This is a genomic window from Mastigocoleus sp. MO_188.B34, assembly GCF_030065675.1.
Classification (GTDB): Bacteria; Cyanobacteriota; Cyanobacteriia; order Cyanobacteriales; family Nostocaceae; genus Mastigocoleus.
On the sequence record NZ_JASJDK010000071.1, the window covers coordinates 1 to 18,136 of the forward strand.

Annotated in this window: 12 protein-coding genes; 2 read left to right on the top strand and 10 right to left on the bottom strand. The window is 38.9% G+C overall.

Annotated features, from left to right (window positions below):
• Positions 1 to 1,133: 1,133 nt before the first annotated feature.
• On the top strand, positions 1,134 to 1,715 hold the full coding sequence (locus QNJ50_RS17150) for an antibiotic biosynthesis monooxygenase (protein ID WP_300637357.1): 582 nt from the start codon (positions 1,134 to 1,136) through the stop codon (positions 1,713 to 1,715).
• 68 nt (positions 1,716 to 1,783) lie between these two features.
• On the opposite strand, the gene QNJ50_RS17155 is transcribed toward QNJ50_RS17150, so the two are convergent.
• The 5 genes from QNJ50_RS17155 to QNJ50_RS17175 form a co-directional block, all read right to left on the bottom strand.
• On the bottom strand, positions 1,784 to 1,942 hold the full coding sequence (locus QNJ50_RS17155; RefSeq protein WP_300637359.1) for a hypothetical protein: 159 nt from the start codon (positions 1,940 to 1,942) through the stop codon (positions 1,784 to 1,786).
• A gap of 212 nt (positions 1,943 to 2,154) precedes the next feature.
• Entirely contained in the window at positions 2,155 to 2,889 is a 735-nt protein-coding gene (locus tag QNJ50_RS17160) for a hypothetical protein (RefSeq protein ID WP_300637361.1), read from the bottom strand.
• 12 nt (positions 2,890 to 2,901) lie between these two features.
• Positions 2,902 to 3,492, bottom strand: a complete 591-nt coding sequence (locus QNJ50_RS17165; RefSeq protein ID WP_300637363.1) for a hypothetical protein — start codon at positions 3,490 to 3,492, stop codon at positions 2,902 to 2,904.
• A gap of 508 nt (positions 3,493 to 4,000) precedes the next feature.
• Entirely contained in the window at positions 4,001 to 5,731 is a 1,731-nt protein-coding gene (locus tag QNJ50_RS17170) for a diflavin flavoprotein (RefSeq protein WP_300637365.1), read from the bottom strand.
• 220 nt (positions 5,732 to 5,951) lie between these two features.
• A complete protein-coding gene (locus tag QNJ50_RS17175; RefSeq protein ID WP_300637367.1) occupies positions 5,952 to 7,676 on the bottom strand; it encodes a diflavin flavoprotein in 1,725 nt (574 codons plus the stop codon).
• 341 nt (positions 7,677 to 8,017) lie between these two features.
• On the opposite strand from QNJ50_RS17175, the gene QNJ50_RS17180 reads away from it, so the two are divergent.
• On the top strand, positions 8,018 to 8,764 hold the full coding sequence (locus QNJ50_RS17180; protein ID WP_300637369.1) for an SDR family oxidoreductase: 747 nt from the start codon (positions 8,018 to 8,020) through the stop codon (positions 8,762 to 8,764).
• Positions 8,765 to 8,784: 20 nt separating this feature from the next.
• Here the strand turns inward: QNJ50_RS17180 and QNJ50_RS17185 are convergent, their stop codons facing one another.
• From QNJ50_RS17185 to QNJ50_RS17205, 5 genes are all read right to left on the bottom strand, one after another.
• Positions 8,785 to 10,197, bottom strand: a complete 1,413-nt coding sequence (locus QNJ50_RS17185) for an MATE family efflux transporter (protein ID WP_300637371.1) — start codon at positions 10,195 to 10,197, stop codon at positions 8,785 to 8,787.
• Between the two features lie 537 nt (positions 10,198 to 10,734).
• A complete protein-coding gene (locus tag QNJ50_RS17190) occupies positions 10,735 to 13,719 on the bottom strand; it encodes a type I restriction endonuclease (RefSeq protein WP_300637373.1) in 2,985 nt (994 codons plus the stop codon).
• A 6-nt stretch (positions 13,720 to 13,725) separates the two neighbouring features.
• The gene (locus QNJ50_RS17195) at positions 13,726 to 14,697 is read right to left on the bottom strand and encodes a hypothetical protein (RefSeq protein ID WP_300637375.1); all 972 of its coding nucleotides are present in this window, start codon (positions 14,695 to 14,697) and stop codon (positions 13,726 to 13,728) included.
• Positions 14,694 to 15,998 (bottom strand): restriction endonuclease subunit S, encoded by a 1,305-nt coding sequence (locus QNJ50_RS17200; protein ID WP_300637377.1) that lies wholly within the window; start codon positions 15,996 to 15,998, stop codon positions 14,694 to 14,696. The genes QNJ50_RS17195 and QNJ50_RS17200 overlap by 4 nt, the downstream gene beginning before the upstream one ends.
• Positions 15,998 to 18,121: a class I SAM-dependent DNA methyltransferase gene (locus QNJ50_RS17205; protein WP_300637379.1), complete on the bottom strand. Its 2,124-nt coding sequence runs from the start codon at positions 18,119 to 18,121 to the stop codon at positions 15,998 to 16,000. The genes QNJ50_RS17200 and QNJ50_RS17205 overlap by 1 nt, the downstream gene beginning before the upstream one ends.
• Positions 18,122 to 18,136 lie beyond the last annotated feature (15 nt).

An 18,136-nucleotide genomic window follows, 5' to 3' on the forward strand; every position in this document is an offset into this window, starting at 1 on the left:
TTGACTGAAGAATAATTTTCTTTTGTTATTTTTGTTGATATCTTTGAAACATTAATCATATCATTCACCATAGAGTTGATATTGTGTGGACAGCGAAAAAATTAAAGAGATACACACTAATGCTATTTATAGATATCTGGTAATTGGTAACTGGTAACTGAGAACTAGTATGCAATTTTATGAAAATATTACTGATTTCAATGAAGAGTAATAGTCCAAAAAATATTATATTTAATCCTCTTAAATCCTCCGATTAAGTTGGATTTTAATGTTATTTAATTCACAATTAATCATTAAGGATTAAAGTTTCAGAGGTCATAAATTTTGTTTGGGCAGTACCAATTAACTTATATAACTGAGTATTAAAATTGATTTTTAACCAGTTGAAAAGTGATAGATAATACAAAATTATGTTTATCTAAAAATATAGACCAAAAGGTAGAGGTAACTTTTTTCTAAATTTGCATTTTTTTCTAAATTTAGATTATTCTTTTTACAACAAATTTATATACAGTTTGTTTTTTCCCTATTTCGGATAAAAACTATTTTTTGCTGTTAATAATTTATTGGTAATATGAGATTTGAATCACGGTGATGTGAATATTATTTTTGTTAATTAAACTGTGATTTAGATCGCAATTATCGGAGGATTTCAGTCACTTATGTAGCAATACCAACAAATTTCTAAATAGATAGATATGAGGATAAAAAATATATCGTTAAGTTTGGGCTGCATAAAGATATATCTAGAAAAGTGTAACTACTTTGCTACATAATTCATGGATTTAAAGTTTTAAGTAGCGCTTTTATATCAATATTTTGAGACTAAATGGTGGCTAAGAATTAGACCTCTCCGGAAATTAAATATGTATAACCCAAAATCCTTGTAGAGACGTAGCAGAGGCGAAGCCGACGCCAAAGGCTCTGCTACGTCTCTACATTCTTTTCCGGAGATATCTATTTATTGTCTAATTCTATTTTTGAAGTACAATAAATCTTCCGGAAGACACATATCTCAAGGAAGATATTTCTTGAAATTATAAAATACTCCTGTCAGAATATCCGATGGTAAAAGGTATCAGCGAAGGGTTTATATGATATGCATCGACTGAAATAACACCATCACAGTTGGATTGGATCTGTTTGCTGTCGCACCAAAGCATCAAGCAGCATTGATAGAAGCGATCATTGAGGAACAAATTCCATCATGGACTTCCAATCCTTATTTTAAATCAGCCAGCGTGCATAAAAGCTTAGATGGAGTTAGAGTATTCACCTACAGTCAGTGGAATCCTAAATTTGACCATCGCAGTTTACCGCGTCCAACAGTTTTTAATGAATTTTTCCCACCTGATTCACTGTTACTGGAGGTGACCGCGAGTAGGTCAGTATCAGCAGAGGTAGAAATTGTCCCAGGGGAAAGGGTGACACATCTTGCTGAATTTCGGATGATACCAGCTAATCAACCCGAAATGGTCAAGCGCACCTCCAGCGAACTCGAACGCGCAATGAGTTCACCAGGGTTACTTTCAGCAACATTTCATCGTAGTTTGGATGGTAACCGGATGTTTAATTACGGTCAATGGGAGAGCCAAGAAGCGTTTGAAGCAATTCTCAAACAACCTGGTTTCAACCCAGATAAACCCTATTGGGAAGGTTTAGCTGGCAACGAATTTCATCTGTACAATGTTGTCCATGTAAAAACTGCAGCATAAGGGGAAGTCAAAATATGTCCTGCGTACACGCTTATCTTGTTTCGGCTAAAAACTTTGCTATATAAGGGTTATAGAATGTGCAAGTTGAGGTATGACATCAAGATGGATGCATTAACTGCTCTACCAATAATTGTTGTACTGCTAGAAATTTCCAATACGCTGACTAATTTATTTAATTCTGCTTTGTCAGCTTCTTTTAGAGAGTTGGTAGAATCGTGAGAAAGCATATGCAATACCAGCGTTTATTTGGTAATTTGTCTGTTTTGTAATTTATATTTCAATACGGTTATCCGCACTACGTGAACAGATAAGCTTAAATTTCTTGGTAGAGACGCGACAGAGGCTAACGCCGACGCCGCAGGCTCTGTCGCGTCTCTACAGTGGTATTTTTTTCAAAAAAAGTCTTAACTGAACTGTATTGATTTATATTTAGCAATTTTTATTGAGTAATTATTGATGGGAAGTCATGCTTTTCAAGTTTATTATTAGCAGCTTGCCAACGCTGCAAATCTTCCAGCAAAATCGGATTAATATCAAACCAAGACTGTTGTCTTGAGTTGTAATAACCTAATACTAATTTATTTTGTAAAAGCTCGTCACAAATAATAAACTCACCTTTACCAGGTAAGCTATGTGTCGTCGTTGTTAATTGACCAGTATGGTGGATTTTATCGAGTTCAGGATAATGGTAATCGCTTAAATTGTATTCTTTACGGATTTCTTGTACTGCTTCTTTTGCAGTTTCTAAATCTATTAAACCCAACCGATTCCGCAACCCGATTTCACAAGCAGTGCGCGCTAATCTCACCAAATCTCGCATTACACCGCCACTTTTCTCACAAATTAATTCCAGCGCATCGGGATTAAATAAACCTTTGTAGCGATCGCCTAAACTAATAAGACGTCTGTTGATAACATTAATCAGAATTTCTCGACCATTTTGATTGGGATTACTTGTGGGACGTAAATTTTCATCGCATTCAAATACTGGGGGATTATTTAAATCCAAACATTTCTGGAAACTTTCCATCGGCTGACGGAAATTTGGAGAATATCGCAAAAAAATTGGGATAGAGTAGATAATATGGGATTCTAATTCTACCAATAGGGGACTAGAAAACATCTCCAAAGCTGTTGCTAAGTCATGACGATCTAAACCATCAACAATAATCACTAATTTTTGCTGCTACTCTTTTTCTGCAGCTTGGATAATATTATTAACTTTAGTAATAATGTCACTTAATGAAGGACGGACATTGAGAGTTTTAGTTACTTCCCTAGTTAAACCACGTTTGAGAATTAATCCAGCTTTTGCAATAAAATCAGGTAACTTTAAACCGTCTTCTTCATTTGCTTTATCTTTATAAACTATAGTTTTGAGGCTATTTTGCAAATCACCTAATAATTTGTCTTTGTTGTGAAATAACCAATTAGGTTGAATCGCCTGACGTGCAATTTCTAAACCAATTAAAACTATAACTTCTGCATAGCCGATATTATATCTATCTAAAGCAGCTTGCGTATCAATCCAAATAACAGTGTAATTATTAGCTAGTTTTTGTTGGAGTCGTCGCAACTCAGTGGTTTTTCCTCCACCCCGATGACCCGCTAATAGAAATTTTGCTGGATCATCTTCCATTTCCAGCAAACTGACAAGTTTATCTACGGGACTATTGTCTCTCTGGACGTAAAAACTTTCCAGATCTTCAGGAGTTACTAGAGCTTCCTCTGGTTTAAATCGCTGGTAAGCAGTTCGCCAAAAACTGGTATTGATCATACTGATGATAGAGTGAACAGAAAATTCTGTGATTACACTTACCTAGTATAATTATTTTTTCATATAGAAGTTGCTAATAACTGCAAACTAAACAGTTATCTTGAGTTTATTTTCATGAACGTTAATTAAACGTTTTGAACTTTATTAGACCTCTCCGGAAATTAAATATGTGTAACCCAAAATCCTTGTAGAGACGTACCAGAGCCTGCGGCGTCGGCGTTAGCCTCTGGTACGTCTCTACATTCTTTTCCGGAGATGTCTATTCAAAGTAATTTGACCATACCCCCCATAAAATCAACATGTAAAGATACTGTGCAGACTTTAAAAAAACGTGTGACAGTTGTGTTAATTGTCAAGCGATCGCTCTTGTATCTTAATGTTATGTGGCGGTGCGTTACGGCGCGAGAATAAAGGTGACCAATGTCAGACATTTTTTCTTTCGCGCCTAAAACACCCTACTTCTTACTCCTTGCTGTTTACTTCTTACTCCTTACTCCTTACTCTTTACTCAATAATGCGTTCCTGTTTTCCGGTAATGAACGGCTGTAACCCCATCATTATTCAGAACTTGACCATTATCTACAGTTGCATATACCAACCAATGGTCGCCAACTTCCATCCGGTCTTTGACAGAACACTCAATATATGCCAAAGAATCCTTCAGGTAGGGAATACCATTTTCGGCTTCTTCGGTCGCAACATCTGCAAAACGATCTTGTCCTGGGGAAAAGGGTTTAAGGAAATGTTTCATTAACCCAAGATGATTCCCTTCCTGCAAAACATTAAGCACAAAGGAATTTCCAGAATGCATTAACGTTTCTACTGCGCGGTCTTTTGCAACAGCAACGGTTAAACCGGGGGGAGTAAAGCTAGCTTGGGAAACCCAAGAGGCTAACATTGCACCGGACATTTCTCCTTGTTTTGCAGTGACCACACACAGAGAACCAACAACCCGTCCCACTGCTTGTTCAAGATTACTTGCAGGTTGAATTTTGGCGCGAACCTTTTTAACTTTTTTCAAAGCTTGAGCGAAGTCAGTTCCTGCTTCTTCACAGGTTTGCAGGGTATGGTCATTAGGTTTAAATTTAACCCTAATTGCATCAAACCCAAATTTATAACCCGCATCTTTGAGTTTGCTCTCAATGATATCGACTGCTTCCCCGCTCCAACCAAAGGAACCGAATACCCCAGCTAGTTTATTTTTTGTTGCAGCGGATAAAACAATACCCAAAGCAGTTTGTATAGGTGTTGGTGCGTGACCCCCCAAAGTTGGAGAACCAATCACAAAACCTGCAGATTTTTCCACTGCTGTGCGAATATCTTCTGGATCGGCAAATTCACAATTAATTGATTCTACACTCACGCCGGATTTAGTAATCCCACGGGCGATCGCTTGGGCTATGGTAGCAGTATTACCGTAAGCTGAAGCGTAAATTAGAGCAACGTTGGTATCTTGTGTTGTCTGTTGTTTACTCCACTGACGATAGGATTTAGTAAGTTCGATTAAACCGTAACGTACTAAAGGACCATGTCCCGGAGCATAAAGTCGAGCCGGAAATTCAGATAATTTATCCAGTGCTTTTTCTACTTGACGGGCGTGGGGTGCCATCAAACAGTCATAATAATAGCGCCGGTCTTCTTGAAATGCTTGCCAACCTTCGTCAAAGACTTGGTCACCGCATATATGTGCGCCAAATAATTTATCAGAGAAGAGAATCTCTGTTCGGGAATCATAGGTGCAAATTTCGTCGGGATAGCGGGGGTTTGGGGTCGGAATAAAGCTTAATTGATGACCTTGACCCAAATCGAGGATTTCATCTCCCCGCATCACCTTAAGCGGTAAATCTTTTGTTTCTGAAGAATCTTCAGTCGCAAGAGCTTTGCGTAAACTTATTGCACCGGGGTTAGAACAAACAAAAGTTATTTGGGGTGCAAGTTCCCATAAAGCTTTTAAAGTTATCGCCCGGTTGGGATTTACATGACCGATAATTACATAATCAATTTTTGTAATATCGATTCTCGACTTTAGTCCATCTAGAAAAATTTCTGTAAAAGTTTCTCCCGGAGGGTCAATTAAAGCAACTTTATCGCTTTCTATTAAATATGTATTAGCAGTAGTCCCCTTAGCAAGGGCATATTCAATTTCAAATCTTAACCTTGCCCAACTGCGCGATCGCAATACTCTGGTATTAGTACCAACTGGGAAAACTTGAACGTCACGAGGTTTTGTTATTGACATAAGTGGTTGGGAATTGGCGACTAGGGATTATGGATTAGCGACTAGGGATTAGGGATTAGGGATTAGCGACTGGGAATTGGAGATAATAAGAAAATTCCTGACTCATTACTCATTACTCATTACTCATTACTCATTACTTATTACCCATATGGCTAACGCCACGCAATACCTACGGTACGCTTACGCTAGGCGCTAACGCCTATCGCCAATCCCCAATCGCCTAATAATGATTTCCTACTTTGCGGTGGTGAACTGCTGTTAAAGCATCGGGTTTGGCGACTCTTCCGTTAGAGATTGTGCTAAATATCACCCAATGGTCGCCACAATCCATTCTACAAGCTACTTCACATTCCATATATGCTAAAGCATCAGCAAGAATTGGCGAACCATTTCCAGCAGTTTGAGTTCTTACACCTTCAAAACGATCCGCACCAGGGGCGAAACGCTTGAGGAAATGTTTCATTAAACCTTGGTAATTACCTTCTTCTAAAACATTAAGAATAAATGTATCACCAACTTGCATCAGGGATTCAATCGCCCTATCTTTCGCAACAGCAATGGAAACTCCTAAGGGTTTAAAGCTGGCTTGGTTTACCCAAGATGCTAACATGGCGCTTTTAACGTCGCCTTTCTTAGCTGTAATAATATACAATCCGCCACTGAGTCTTCCCAAAGCTTTGTCAAGGTCAGCATCTAAAGATTTCATTTGTTTAATGCTTTTCTTGATGGTTACTAACTGTGCTAGGTCAGTACCCGATTCTTCACAGAGTTTATCAGTATTTTCTGTGGGTGTTTCTTTAATTTGAATCGGTTGGAAGGCTGTTTTTAGACCCAAATCCCGGAATTTATTCAGGATGGGATAAACGGGTTCATCGTCACCACCGCCAGTTTCAAATACACCTACAGCTTGTTTTTCTTTGGCAGAACCTAAAATTGTACTTAAGGCTGCTTGAATATTGGAACCACCGGAAGCTGGAGTCATTCCCAAGACAATTCCAGCACAACGTCCGACTAATTCTCTTAACTCTTGTAAATCAACTTCGCCACCCAAGTCTATCATTTCCACTGCTACGCCAGTCTTAGTAATACCTGTAGCAATACCTGCGGCTAATCGATCGCTGTAACCGTATTCAGAAACAAAAAATATCCCGACTGTGGTTTCTGCTTTGGTTTTGTTTTGACTCCAAGTCCGGTAGCGTCCCACTAATTCATCAACATTGTGCCACAAAAGTGGACCGTGACCTGTGGCGATCGCGCCAATGGTTTCCAACTGTCCCATCCGCTTTAAAGCAGACATGACTGAACGGGAGTTAGGAGCCATTAAGCACTCATAATAAAACTTATAATCTGGTGATATTGCCTCTAAATCGTCGTCATAGGTTGCATCAGAGCAATAATGCATCCCAAAAGCATCGCAAGTGTAGAGGATTTGGGTTTTATGGTCGTAACTAAATATTGTATCTGGCCAATGCAAGTTTGGCGCAATTACAAATTCGATTTCGTGTCCGTTTCCTAAATCGATGCGATCGCTATTTTTAACGATTTGTTTTTTAAATGGTTGATGTACGAGATTTTCCAGAAACTGAATTGCGACCTTAGAACCAACAACAGTAATATCTGGTGCAAGTTCTAAAACATCTTTAACTAAACCACTATGATCGGGTTCTGTATGGCTGATAATTAAATAATCAATATCTTTAGGATCTATCAGTCCCTTAAGGGTATCGAGATAAAGCTGACGAAACTTTTCGTGAGAGGTATCTACTAAAGCTATCTTTTCACCACGAATGAGAAACGAGTTATAGGTAGTACCATTTTGCAAACCAAACTCAATATCAAAGCGGTCCCTATCCCAGTCAAGAGAACGAATTGTTGTGGTGTCAGCAGCAATATCGGTAGTTTGTATAGTAAGTCTTTTCTCGCTTTTATCTGTAAGTACTACCATAACTCGTCTCCTATTAAATAAGTATTTATCCCTCCAATCTTATTCTGGCACGAGTTATTTGTAACGTTTGATTAAATTTTCTATGCATGAGTTAAGAAAGTTAAAACAAAGAGTTATGGGGATTGGCGTTAGCGAAGCGTGACGCGACAGCGTCATATGGGGATTGGCGATTGGGTAATGGTGACGGTTAATGTATATTAGTCGCTTGTACATTCTCTAATTTTCGTTAGTATATAATCGTGTTTCTAAATGCATAATGTTTGTTCTTATTTTGCAACAAAAAAGACCGACTGGTCTGTAAAAGACTTTGATTTTCCATATTAATTAGAGGGAGAAAAGTAATGAGTGATTTTTGTGGTCAGGTTGCTCTGGTAACGGGAGCATCGCGAGGTGTTGGTGCAAGCATTGCTCGAATGTTAGCTTCTGCTGGGGCTGATGTGGTAATCAACTACCGTAGCAAAAGTCATCGGGCGTTTGAAGTCGCTGATGCTATTCGTGCAAATGGTCGTAAAGCTCTGCTTACTCAAGCTGATATTACTGATGAGAGTGAAATGACCCAGATGATGAAATTAGTAGAGAAGGAATTTGGTCATCTCAATCTCCTTTTCCTCAACGCAAGTGGTGGAATGGAGAAGAATAAGCCTGATGATTATGCGATGCAAATTAATCTTACCGCCCAGTCCCGTGCGGTTGACTTATTCTTACCCTTGATACCAGAAGGTGGACGCATTGTTTTTATTACCAGTCACCTTGCTCATTTTTATGGTCAAAAACCTGGTTACCCAATGTATGAATCAGTAGCAAAAAGCAAAAAAGCTGGTGAAGAAGCTCTGCGTAATCGCATTCCAGAATTAACAGCCAAAGGAATTAAACTAGTTGTGGTTAGTGGTGACTTTATTGAAGGTACTATTACTCCTAAGCTAATGCAGCGCAAACACCCGGATTTACTCGAAAATCGCCGCAAAAGTGCAGGTTCTTTACCTAATATTGAAGATTTTGCTCGTGCTATTGTTAATGCGGCAATGGATAGCAACTTAGAAAGTGGAGCAACTGTTTTTGTCGGAAGTACTGAGTGGGAAACTGTTTGAGAAGCTATTCGTCATCCTTGTTAGATTTTGCTCTTTTGTTTGATTAGATTAAAATTACCGGTAAGCTTGCGAAAACGCCACATAAAAACTCCAGATGCTACGGTCACACCAATCGATTGTCCAATCCACAAACCTACACCACCCAAACCGAACTGAAATCCTAATAAATAGCCGGTGGTTAACCCAACTCCCCAAAATACTGCAATATTTAGCAACATTGGTATGCGAGTATCCTGCAATCCGTACAACGCTCCCATAGTTGTCTTTTGTACTCCATCAAATACTTGAACGAAAGCAGCTACTGTTAGGATTGATGTGGCAATTTTGACTATATTTGCATTTTCCGGATTATTCACATCCACATATAAACTGATTATTTGTTCTGGATAGGTAAATAACACAACTCCAGTAAACGCCATGAAAATAGCCGCCATAGAAATGCTTACATATCCCGAATTTTTTGCACTTATGATATTTTGCTGTCCCAACCACTGACCAACCCGAGCGGTTGTAGCATAAGACATTCCCAGGGGAACCATAAAAATAATCACAATGGTTTGTAAAACTATTTGATGTGCTGCAAGTACATCAGTTCCTAATACACCCATTAAGTAAGTTACAACCACGAATAATCCGAACTCGAAGGCGATCGCAATAGCCATTGGTACACCAATTCCTACTAATTTCCGAATCATTGGAAGTCGAACTGGAAGTTGAATTTGGGGTCTGAATCTACATAAGTCTGCAAAGATGCGGTAAGTCTGCAATTTTTTGTGTGCCATGATGTAGAACACCACAGCTAGAAACATTAACCACAGACTAACAGCACTTGATAAACCCAAACCTGCTAGTTCCATCCGGGGAAGTCCAAATTTACCAAACCCCAAAATGTAATTACCAAGAATATTGATAAATGTTCCCCCAATTACGATTATCATCACTGGAGCTGCTTGAGAAATTCCGGAGAGAACACCTCGCAGCATTGCGAAGCCTAAAGCCGGGAAAAACCCCCATAATATAATGTCTAAATATTGGTTTGCTAAGGTAATGGTGGTTGGTGATTGTCCAAGTTTGCCCATTAAACTATCAAAACCCCCCACCATTAACATTGTGGGAATACTAAGTATTATGGATAACACCATACCCTGACGAGCTATTAGTCCAACTCGTTTTTTGTGACCTGCTCCAAAAGCTTCAGCTACCAGGGGACTTACACCCATAACAACTCCACTGACAACACCCAGAAACATTTGAAAGGTTAAAGCTGCTAATCCTCCTGCTGCAAGGATTTCTGCTCCTAAATGACCCATCATGATAGAGTCAACAAAACCCGTAGCAGATTGAGCGACTTGAGCGCTTGCGAGGGGAACAGCAAGCTGGAGAAATCCCTTGATTTCACCACGGATGTTAGATTTGATAGGTAATGAGGTCATGATTAAGTATTTGAGAATAATTGCGATTCCTTGAGGCTTGATTAACAGTTTTATTTGTACGTAATATCGTTTCCGTTTGCTTTGGAATGATTTAAAAGGTGATTGAGAAAACTCTACACCTCTGTGCGTACAAAATATATAATTCCGATGCTCACGGATTTGATATAACCCAGGAAAACGCAAAATTAAGCCTGGAATATTTGTTTGTATAATTAGAATTTACGAAAATATGCTAAGGAAATCTCTCTAAATTTTGCTCAACTGTTAAAATCTTGCGATTGATTTTGATAGAGTAGTGCGTGTCAACTAATTTTACTTTACAATTTTCAACTACTCAGCAATCGCAACATGCTAGAAATCCAAGAACTTAAGTCACACAAAGAATTTCAAGAAACATTCCAAATCAAATCTGTTTCTACTAAACTGAAAACTTGCAAAGTCTTAAATGACCCCAAGAAGCAGGAGCTGCTTGAGAAACTGCTTGCAAAGTGGGATAAGGAGTTAGAGAAATTACTGAATTCGTGAATCAGCTTCAATTCAAATAGCTTTGAACCTGTTATATACTCTTGTTAAAACCCACTCTCTGACTGCATCACCAAATTCTTTGTCATCAATAATTTTGGTAAAAATATCCTGATTCAAATCCATTCGCTCAATCAGTTTATCTAGAAATATCTCCTCAAAGCCATATTTGAAATTCTGAATAGAATTATTTTTAGCCTGCTGTTCTAACTGCTTATCTTCAACCAGTGACTGTTCAATCTGGCTAAAGAAGTATTTGTCTGCTTCGGTAAAATCAGTAGCAAATTTTCTGTTCAAAATATCAACAATTTCAGACAGCTTGGCTTTTTCTTCTTTTTCTCTGGGTATTCCAGCTTCTGTGCTGGGTTGGAGGAAAGAGGAGGCATTTTTTTCTAAGACTATCCTACCTTCGCTAATCTTTTGCAATCGGTAATATTCCAAGGCTACTTCATCAGTCAGTTTAAAGATTTCGCTCTGCGTCCGTTTGGGTAACTTGGTTTGTAAAAGACGGGCATAGGCATAGAACTTTTCCAGTTCCTCGTCGGCAAAGGGCATGATTTGAGCCAAAAAGGCATATAAACGGATAAATACCCCCAGGCTGTTTTTAAATTCTTCTTGCTCCTCTTGCTCCAAATTTTCTTTGAAACGTTCTACTGCCTCATCTACAATCCGGTGCAGCTGGCTGTGGTCTTTAGTACTGGCTTTTTCTCTGGATTTGAAAAATACTTTAGCAAACTCATCTATTTCACTATATTCAATGACCTGATAACTATCTAGTCTGCTTTTTAAATCGTACAATCTGTTGGGGTCTGTAGTTGACTCAAGACTGGTTTGCTCGTAATAAGGCTGGAAGGATTGAATGATATCAGCTTCTTCATTGGCAAAGTCTAAAATAAAGGTGTCTTCCTTACCTAGACAAGTACGATTCAGGCGGGAAAGGGTTTGTACCGCTTTCACTCCAGACAGTTTTTTGTCCACGTACATCGTATGCAGCAAAGGCTGATCAAAACCAGTTTGGTACTTATCTGCTACTATTAGGAACTGGTATTCTTTCTCAAACTTTTCTGGTACTTCTTTGTCCCCAAAACCATTAATGTCCGTTTCTGTATATTTAATACCTGTTTCTTTGTCAGTAAAGGCGGTAAAAGCTACTAAGGCTTTTATATCTGTATAACCTTTACGTTTCAAATAGCTGTCAAACTCTTCTTTGTAGCGAACTACATGGGGGCGGGAAGGAGTGACTAACATAGCTTTGGCTTTGCCACCAATTTTGTGCATCACACACTGGCGAAAATGTTCTACTATCACTTCAATTTTTTGAGCCAAATTATGAGGATGCAGGGAAATAAATCTGGCTATAGCCCGACTGGCTTTCCTTTTACTGATTTGCGGGTCATCTTCTATGGCTTTAGATAGCTGGAAGTAAGTTTTATAAGTGGTGTAATTTTGCAAGACATCCATAATAAAATCTTCCTCTATAGCTTGGCGCATAGAATATAAGTGGAAGGGTTCAGGCTGACCTTGGCTGTTAATGGTGCCAAATACTTCCAGAGTTTTTGGCTTGGGTGTAGCGGTGAAGGCAAAAAAGCTTAAGTTTGGCTGCTGACCGCGATCCTGCATTGATTTTCTGATATTATCTTCTTCTGTATTGTCTGCCGCTTCCACTTCACTGGCACCATCTTCTGCTGCCGAGCTACTTAAATCGTTAATACTGAGGGCTTCTTTCATCTTTTTGCTGGTTTCTCCGCCCTGAGAACTGTGAGCCTCATCCACAATCAAAGCGTAATTGCGGCTGGGCAACTGGCTGATTTTATCTAAGACGAAGGGGAATTTTTGCAGGGTGGTAATAATGATATTTGTACCAGTTTCCAAAGCCTGGATTAACTGGGAAGAATCTTTATCAATTTTTCTGACAAAACCTTGTTTATGCTCAAACTGATAAATGGTTTCCTGTAGTTGTCTGTCTAAGACTTTTCTATCTGTAATGACAATTACTGAGTCAAAAACCCGCTTATCCTGACTGTTATACAAACTGGCGAGTTGATAAGCCAGCCAAGCGATAGAATTACTTTTACCACTGCCGGTAGAGTGCTGGATTAAATAATTATGTCCCGCCCCCTTGTCTTTAGCATCCCTGGTGAGACTGTGAACTACATCTAGTTGGTGAAAGCGGGGAAATATCAAGCTTTCTTTCTTAACACTTTTACCGTTAACTTCAATCGTATCCTGTTCCAGGTGCAAAAAACGTCCTATAATGTCCAGCCAGCTGTCTTTTGCCCAGATATTTTCCCACAAATAAGCAGTTTTGTAACCATTAGGATTAGGCGGGTTACCAGCCCCTTTGTTATAACCTTGATTGAAGGGGAGAAAGCGGGTGTTTTTACCGTCAATCCGGGTAGTCATCCAGGCTTCATCCGGATCGAGGGCAAAGTGTACTAACGCCCGTCGCTTGAATTGAAACAGGAGTTCGCGATTATCCCTGTCTGTCACATACTGATTTTTGGCATCCTGCACTTCCTGTCCGGTAAACTGATTTTTAAGTTCTATAGTGGCAACAGGTAAGCCATTAACACTTAGCACTAAATCCAGGGAATTGTTGTTCTTGCTGCTGTAATGCACCTGGCGGGTGACGGTAAGAATGTTTTTGTTGTATAGAGCTAAAGTTTCAGGATTGAGAGAACTGGGGGGTTTGAAGTAAGCCAGTTTGAAGCGTACCCCGTAATCTGTAATACCATGGCGAAGTACATCCAGCATACCCCGAAATTCTAATTCTTTGTAGAGGCGCTGGATAAATTTTGATTCTACCAGTAAGCCATGAATCCCTTCCAGCTTTTGCCACGCTTCTGGCTGGGAGTTTTGAACAAATTCCAGAACAGTAGGTTTGTCAAAGGCTAATTCGCGGCTAAAGTTTTCAGTGTAGCTAAGTTGATAACCACCATCCTTAATTAAGGAGTCAATAATAGCAATTTCAAAAGCTGTTTCACCTATCTGACTAGTCATCTTCACCTACTCCCCATTCTTTAAGTTCTCAATAAAAGACTGGTAGGCAGCCTCACGAAATACATAAATTAGTCTTTCCCGGTCATTTTCAGCAATATCTTCTTTTAAACAACCATTTTCGTAGCAGGAGCAGATAAACTCAAAGTCTCCTAACTGATTAAACTGGCTTAAATTGTCAATGATATTAGGTAATTTATCTTCAATAATAGTTAATGTGTCCGGGTCAAAGTAGCGAACGTCTGGTTTGCTGTGAAAGTCAAAGGCTCGTCCCTGGAAATAAGGTTTACCTTGTATAGATTCCCAGTAAATACCGAAAAATTCTGAAGTGCCTGATTTATAAACTTTAGCAATCTGAGTTGCCCCGTCTACTTCTCTAATATTTTTATCTCTGGACATCTGAACCAGAACCTGCAAAGGTTCCATGTCTAATTTGTCGTTCTCAAAATTTTTGTCTTTATATCTCTTAGAAGCCTTATCAGTTAATTCTTCTGGCTCTCCCATAAAAGCATAAATTCCAGTTTTACTTGATTCTTCAGTATATTCTTTAAATACAAATCCTTCTGCATCCTTAGAGTAGTAAAGTTCCCAGATACGAAAGCGGCCTTCTACCCAACTCCAGCCACCAAAAAGAAATTTTGCTTCAGATCTTAAACAATGAATATCTAAACGAGAAACTTCGTTTACAATTGTATTAACTAATGAAGTAAAAAGAGAAGAGAGATAATCTAATACCCCTTCAATATCAGTACGGTTACTTTGCAGTCTTTTACTTAATTTAATTGAAGAAATAAGGTTTAATATTAATGGATAAGCTCGGGCTGTGCTGCCAGCAAAACAAATTAAACAATCAGGTCTGGGTAACTCAAATAACTTAATTCCCTGATTCCACTTTTCCCCACCGGTTAAGGAACTGTCGGTAGCAAAAACTAACTCTTCGACATTATTCTTTTCCCGAATCCAGGCAGCACACAGAGTCATGCCACTTCCTCCTGCTCAACATTTATCTTACCTGTTACTGCCGCTGTGATGAGGGACTGGCGGTATTCCTGGAGACGGTTAATTTGAGTTCTAATAGCTAAAATAAGTCTATCTATATATTTATTTTGTTCCTGAACCCACCGACTTATTAAAATTTGTTCCTGTCTAGGAGGAAGAGGAACAGGACATTCTTCAAACCCTGTTTTATTGACATATGGAATAGTTGTTGCTGTTGCTACTGATTTAAAGTAAACACTTGAATTTATGATGCAGTTGCGAAGAAAATCTACCTCTATATTTATAGGAATATATGCTTGAAGTTGTTGATTAATTATTACAGTTGACTTCGTAATTGATGCTGTGCCAAAGGTTCCAGTACACCCTGTAACTACCGCACCTATTTGAAGTGGTTTACTCCCAGCTTCTATCAGAGCATCATCTGAAACATAAAATCCTTTATTGGAAGTTTCTATGAACATTGAGCCTATTTCATCTAAAGTAATCCAAGGATAACCATTGTCCTCATTAAGCCTTGGTTTGTTACGTTGAGGTACATATACAGATGCAACTCTTTTAGCGGCTACAACTTTCCAATGCTCTGGAATCTCCCCAATCCAAGGAATCCCAGAATCTTTCATTGCTACATTGGGATTTAGCCCCTTAGTGACTACGTGATTGATGAGGGCTGTACGTTTTTCTTCCAAAAGTTCAATGAGACGTTGTTTTTTGGCAATCAGCTCATCAATTGCAGCAGTTTTGCGATCTAGGAAAGTAGCGATCGCTTTTTGGATGTCTAAGCTTGGAACAGGAAAAGCAAAATCGCTTAATTGATTTTGATACAGGTGGTTAATAGTTGTACCTACTTTAATATAATCAATAAAAGTTTGAAAAATCTTTGATTGAAGTAGCCAGTACATGAAGTGATTAACGTAAACAGCCTTTAAGGGGCGAGTAACAAAGATACCACTATTTAATGTTGCAGGTTCATTTAACCCCTCAACTAAGGCAACTTTTCCAATTGTCCCATCCTTTGTAATCAAAAGGTCGCCTTCTTGGATCTGTATATAAGAATCTTGCTGATACCTTTCTTCTGAAACACGATAGCAGGTTTCCCAATTAACTCGCCCATTTTCAAAATCAGTTCCTGTTACTAAAAGCACACCTTGATTAAGATATTCACTAGATGTTAGACCATGCCAGCCGACACGAGCTTTTAAATAAGTTGCGTGCTTAATACGTTTGATAGACCAGTCAAGCCTGACATCTTTAATCCAGATGGGACGGAAATACTCTTCACTCATTACAAAATCTCCTCCAACATCCCCCTAATCTCTTCTTCCAACTCCTTAATTTCCAATTCAATTTCCTTTAAATCCCTTGGTGGTACATATTCGTAAAAATGGCGGGTAAAGGGAATTTCATAACCTACCTTAGTCTTACTTTCATCCACCCAGGCATCTGGCAGATGAGGCAGCACTTCCCGCTTCATATACTCATTAATATCATCCTTAAGCGGTACATTTTCATAGTCACGTAAATCTGTATCCGCTTCAGCATTTCCATCTTTATCAGTGCAAATATCAGCCGTTTCATCTCTTTCACTTAAACCATTCAAAATGGCTTTTTTTACTGGAGCAGAAACTTTACCATTTACCCCTTTGAGCGCCTTAGTTACATCTTTTTCAAACTCATTGCGGTTTTTATATAATTTATCTCCCAAAGTCTGCAATGCTTGCTTAATCTCAGCCTGCAACTTTTCTCCAGCTTTAATCTCTTCCTTCGCCGCCGCCTCTCCCTTCTTTTTAGAACTGGCTAATTTAGCAAATCCAGTCTCACTTTCCACTTTAGCTATCCGTTCTTGAGTAACCTGAAAATTCAGTCTGAGGGGTCGCTCTACCGTAATTCGCCAGTAACCAAAATCTTTGTTATCAAAAATCTTACTGACAACCACATCCTTTTCTTTCCCATCAACTTCCAGTCTACGCCTTTCATTATCTTGAAAAGCACCATAAATCTTGGTAATTTCGGCAATTTGGTCAGGCTTATTATCTTGCCCATCCCCAATTTCATTTCTTTTATTACCCAGAGAGCGGCTCATTTTCTTGTAATAATTGATAGCGTTAATTAACTGAATCTTGCCTTTTCTCTCTGGTATCTTTTTATTAGTAACAACCCAGATATAAGTATAAATACCTGTGTTATAAAACAGCTGATCGGGTAAAGCTACAATTGCTTCCAGTAAATCATTTTCTATAATCCATCTGCGAATCTCACTTTCACCACTTCCCGCACTGCCAGAAAAGAGAGGAGAGCCATTAAAGACAATGGCAATACGCGAACCACCATTATCCCGCTTCATCTTGGAAATCATGTGCTGCAGAAAGAGGAAGGAGCCATCGGAGATTCTGGGTAAACCTGCTCCAAAGCGCCCGTCAAACCCTTTCTTCTCATACTCTGCCCTCACGTGAGTCTGCACCTTCTTCCACTCCACCCCAAAGGGAGGGTTGGAAAGTATGTAATCAAAAGTCTCGCCTACCAAACCGTCACTGGTAAAGGTGTTGCCAAACTTGATATTGCTCACATTCTGCCCCTTTATCAACATATCTGATTTACAGATAGCGTAGGATTCAGGGTTGATTTCCTGCCCAAAAACCACAGGTTTGGCATCAATATTCAGTTCTTTAATATACTCTTCTGAAACAGATAACATACCTCCTGTTCCACAAGCGGGATCGTAAATGGTTTTCACAATTCCTTCCTGGGTCAGAATATCTCTGTCATTAATAAAGAGCAGATTAACCATTAATCGGATAACTTCGCGGGGTGTAAAGTGTTCCCCGGCAGTTTCGTTGGATAATTCGGAAAATTTGCGGATTAGTTCTTCAAAAACATAACCCATTTCCATATTTGAAACTACATTTGGGTGCAAATCTACTTCTGCAAATTTCTTTATAACTAAAAATAGTAAATCGGCTTCATCTAAACGGGTAATATGGTCATTAAAATTGAAATAATCTATAATTTCGCGCCCAGAGGAAGAAAAATAATTAATAAAATTCTTGAGATTAGGTGCCACATTCTCAGCATCTTTGGTCAGTTCCTCAAAAGTAAAACGGCTAGTGTTGTGAAAGGGAACTCCGGCTTTCTGGTTAAGTAATGGTTCTGGATTTTTTATCTTCAGCGACTTCACTTTATTCTCAAAGAAATCCAGCACTTCTTTTTTAGTTGGTTCTAAAACACAATCCAAACGGCGCAGCACCGTAAAAGGTAGTATGACCTTACCATAATCAGCTTGCTTGTAATCTCCGCGCAGCAAGTCAGCCACACTCCAAATAAAATTGGCTAGTTGTCCTACCTTTTCCGTTCTTGCCATTAAAAATCCCAACTCTAATTTATCTTTTGCGGCATCTTTGAGTTTAGCCAACTACTTATTTAAGCA

What these genes read in the sequence shown, in the direction of transcription:
- QNJ50_RS17200 (WP_300637377.1), bottom strand. Translation starts at nt 15,998, where the DNA reads ATGAGTGAAGAGTATTTCCGTCCCATCTGGATTAAAGATGTCAGGCTT.
- QNJ50_RS17185 (WP_300637371.1), bottom strand. Translation starts at nt 10,197, where the DNA reads ATGACCTCATTACCTATCAAATCTAACATCCGTGGTGAAATCAAGGGA.
- QNJ50_RS17165 (WP_300637363.1), bottom strand. Translation starts at nt 3,492, where the DNA reads ATGATCAATACCAGTTTTTGGCGAACTGCTTACCAGCGATTTAAACCA.
- QNJ50_RS17175 (WP_300637367.1), bottom strand. Translation starts at nt 7,676, where the DNA reads ATGGTAGTACTTACAGATAAAAGCGAGAAAAGACTTACTATACAAACT.
- QNJ50_RS17170 (WP_300637365.1), bottom strand. Translation starts at nt 5,731, where the DNA reads ATGTCAATAACAAAACCTCGTGACGTTCAAGTTTTCCCAGTTGGTACT.
- QNJ50_RS17190 (WP_300637373.1), bottom strand. Translation starts at nt 13,719, where the DNA reads ATGACTAGTCAGATAGGTGAAACAGCTTTTGAAATTGCTATTATTGAC.
- QNJ50_RS17195 (WP_300637375.1), bottom strand. Translation starts at nt 14,697, where the DNA reads ATGACTCTGTGTGCTGCCTGGATTCGGGAAAAGAATAATGTCGAAGAG.
- QNJ50_RS17155 (WP_300637359.1), bottom strand. Translation starts at nt 1,942, where the DNA reads ATGCTTTCTCACGATTCTACCAACTCTCTAAAAGAAGCTGACAAAGCA.
- QNJ50_RS17180 (WP_300637369.1), top strand. Translation starts at nt 8,018, where the DNA reads ATGAGTGATTTTTGTGGTCAGGTTGCTCTGGTAACGGGAGCATCGCGA.